Here is a 3,523-nt window from a genome sequence, read left to right as displayed (position 1 = left end):
GACTGGTACTTCAGCGCAAGCCGCATCGACATCGACAGCGATCGCCAGGTTGGCACCGGCCGCAATGGCGTCCTGCACTTCTTCGGTGTGCCTGTGTTTGCGGCGCCTGTGATGGATTTCCCGCTCAACGACGACCGGCGCAGCGGTTTCCTCTCGCCGGTGTTCGGCTACAACAGCCGCAGCGGGGCCGACATCACGCTGCCGTACTACTTCAACATCGCGCCCAACCGCGATCTGACGCTGTACCCGCGTCTGCTGAGCCAGCGCGGTTTGCAGCTGGGGGCGGAGTATCGCTATCTTGATCCGTCGTACAGCGGTGTTCTACGTGGTGAATTCCTGCCGGATGACCGTGAGGCGGGACGCAACCGCTGGTCGATCGCACTGCAGCACACCCAGCGCCTCGCTCCTGGGTTGAACGCTTACGTCAACTACAACAAGGTCTCGGATAACACGTATCCAGACGACCTTGGCCGCAGCATCGTCACCGCAACGCAGCGGCAGTACGTTCAGGAAGGTGGCGTCACGTATTCGATCGGCGACTGGGTCGCTTTGGCGCGCGTGCAGAAGTTCCAGACACTGTCGACCGCGACCACGCCGCTTTCACCGCCGTATGAGCGTGTGCCGCAGTTGAATTTGTCGTACACGCGTTACGACCTCGGCGGATTCGACATCAATTTCCAGACCGACTACACGCGGTTCTCGATCCCGACACCCGATACTGTGCAGGGCGAGCGCTTGTTCATGCAGCCGACGATCAGTTATCCGATCGTCCGCCCAGGTTGGTATGTCACGCCCAAGTTCATCTTGAACGCTACGTCGTATCGCCTGGATCGTCCGGCAGGCGACACGCAGGATACGCAGATCAACCGTACGCTGCCGACGTTCTCACTCGATTCCGGCATGACCTTCGAGCGGGATGCGACGCTGGTCTCCAAGCTGTTCGGCGTGAGCTATATCCAGACCTTGGAGCCGCGCCTGTTCTACGTGTACACGCCGTACCGCGATCAGTCGCAGATCCCGCTGTTTGATACCGGCCAGTCGGACTTCAACCTCGGCCAGATCTTCACCGAGAACCCGTACACCGGTTATGACCGGATTGCGGACAACAACAAGCTGACGGCGGGTGTGACTACGCGCTTTGTCGAGGCAGAGTCGGGTATCGAACGGCTGCGTGCCACGATCGCGCAGCGTATCGACTTCGAGGGCCAACGTGTGACGTTGGCAGGCGCTGCCCCCACCGCAGTGCGCCGCTACTCGGACTTGCTGGGCGCGACCACGATCCAGATGTTCCGCGGCATCTTTTTCGATACGAACCTTCAGTACAATCAGGACATCGACCGCATCATGCGTTCGACCGTGGCGTTCAGTTGGAAGCCGGAAGCCAACAAGGTGATCAACCTCGGCTACCGCTACTACCGCGCCGATGTCAACACCGGCCAGTTGCCGCTGGAACAGGCGGATATCTCGGCGCAGTGGCCGATCACGCGACGCCTGTATGGTCTGGGCCGCATCGGTTACGACATGGATGCGCGCAAGCCATCGGATATGCTGCTTGGTCTCGAATACGTGGCCGATTGCTGGGTTGGCCGCTTGGCCGTGCAGCGTTACAGCAACGCGGTCTCGGGCTATACGACACACATCTTTGCCCAGATCGAGTTCAAGGGCCTGTCGAAGGTGGGGAACAATCCGATCGACGTGATTCGTCTGAACGTGCCCGGCTATCAGCCGGTGACCGCGCAGCCGATTACGCCGTCCGTGCTGGATCAATATGAATAACGACATGATGGCTTTCCAATCGAACGCTGACCGCCTTGCCACGGGTGTGGCACCTGCCCGCCGCCTGGGCGCAATGACAAAGGCGCTGGTTGCGCTGGCCGTGGGTGCCGTGCTGGTGCCTGCTGTTTATGCGCAGCAGCCGCAGCAAAAGGGCGCACCGTTGAAGGGCATCTTCTCCAAGCCTGATTCGTCGCCCAGCCAGCCGCTGCTGCAGGGCACGCTGCCCGGGCCGACCGTTGCCGGCACGCCGCGCAGCCAGCTTGTCGACGAGGTGGTGGCTGTGGTCAACACCGACGTCATCACCCGTCGCGAACTGCTCAATCGTGCTGATCTGGTTGAGCGCACATTCCGCGCGCAGAATCGTCAATTGCCTCCGCGTGCCGATCTGCTGGGCGAGGTGCTTGAGCAGCTGATTTTGGAGCGCGTGCAGGCGCAAACCGCCAAGGAAAGCGGTATCCGCGTGTCCGATGCCGATGTGGACCGTGCCGTGGAAAGCGTGGCCCAGCGCAACAACCTGTCGGTACCGCAGCTCAAGAGCAAGCTGACGGAGTCGGGCATGGCGTACGACAAGTACCGCGATGACCTCCGCCAGGAGATTCTGCTGGCCCGCCTGCGCGAGCGCGAGGTGGATTCCAAGGTGCAGGTCTACGACGGTGAGATCGACAACTATCTGGCGCAGCAAGGTGGCGGTGCCACCGCCGCTGGCGAGCAGGAATACAACGTCTCGCAGATTCTCGTGCCGGTGGCCGAAGATGCCACGGCTGACCAGAAGGCCGCTGCGCGCAGCAAGGCCGAAAGCCTGCTCAAGCAAGCGCAGGGCGGTGCCGATTTCGCCAAGCTGGCGCGTGAAAATTCAGGTGCGCAAGATGCAGCCCAGGGCGGCGAATTGGGCCTGCGCCCGATCGGTCGCTTGCCGGCGGTGTTCGCCAACGCCGTGGTCGACCTGAAAGCCGGCCAGGTGGCGAGCCAGGTGATCGAAAGCCCGGCGGGTTACCACGTGATCAAGCTGGTGGAGAAGCGTGCCCCGACCACCGCCATTGCCACCAAGGTGCAGCAGACGCAGGTCCGCCACATCCTGATCAAGACCGGTGCGACCATGTCGGCCGACGACGCACGTCGCCAACTGGCTGGCTTGCGTGACCGTATCGTCCACGGCTATGACTTTGCCGATGCGGCACGCCGGTTCTCGCAGGATGGTTCGGCCAGCGCAGGTGGTGAGCTGGGCTGGGTGTCGCCGGGTCAACTGGTGCCGGAGTTCGAACAGGCGATGAACCTGCTCAAGCCGGGTGAGGTCTCGCAGCCGGTGCAGAGCCAGTTTGGCGTGCACCTGATCCAGGTGGAAGGCCGCCGCGAAGCCGAAGTGCCGGTGGACCGTCAGCGTGACTATGCGCGCTCGGTGATCCGCGAGCAGAAGGTCCAAGCGGCGTATGAGGATTGGCTGCGCGAGTTGCGCGATGGCGCACACGTGGAATACCGCGTGAATCGCCAACAGCAATAAGCCTGTTACGCTGCGGGGTAACCGCATCGCTCACGGCCGCCTGCGGGCGGCCGTGGCATTTCTAGACTGACTTCGACACTGCTTCTAACAAGCGTCGCATGCTGAACATTGCAATCACGACTGGCGAGCCCGCCGGCATCGGTCCCGACATTACCGTGGCAGCGCTGCTGCATCTGGCGCGGCAGACATCGTCGCGCTATGCCGATGTGCAGTGGCACGTGATCGGTGATGCCGCGTTGCTGCAAGCCC

2 protein-coding genes and 1 pseudogene are annotated in these 3,523 nt (G+C 62.4%); all 3 read left to right on the top strand.

The window, feature by feature from the left end:
• A partial coding sequence (locus JHD73_RS27135; RefSeq protein ID WP_199033233.1) for an LPS-assembly protein LptD occupies positions 1-1,776 on the top strand: 1,776 nt, incomplete at its 5' end.
• Positions 1,777-1,783: 7 nt separating this feature from the next.
• The gene (locus JHD73_RS27130) at positions 1,784-3,274 is read left to right on the top strand and encodes a peptidylprolyl isomerase (protein WP_199033234.1); all 1,491 of its coding nucleotides are present in this window, start codon (positions 1,784-1,786) and stop codon (positions 3,272-3,274) included.
• A gap of 98 nt (positions 3,275-3,372) precedes the next feature.
• Positions 3,373-3,523, top strand: a pseudogene (gene pdxA / locus JHD73_RS27125) (4-hydroxythreonine-4-phosphate dehydrogenase); the annotation flags it as partial.

This window comes from Ralstonia sp. ASV6, assembly GCF_016429285.1.
GTDB lineage: Bacteria > Pseudomonadota > Gammaproteobacteria > Burkholderiales > Burkholderiaceae > Ralstonia > Ralstonia flaminis.
Note: the sequence above shows the minus strand (reverse complement) of the source record. Positions and strands in the feature narration are given on the sequence as shown.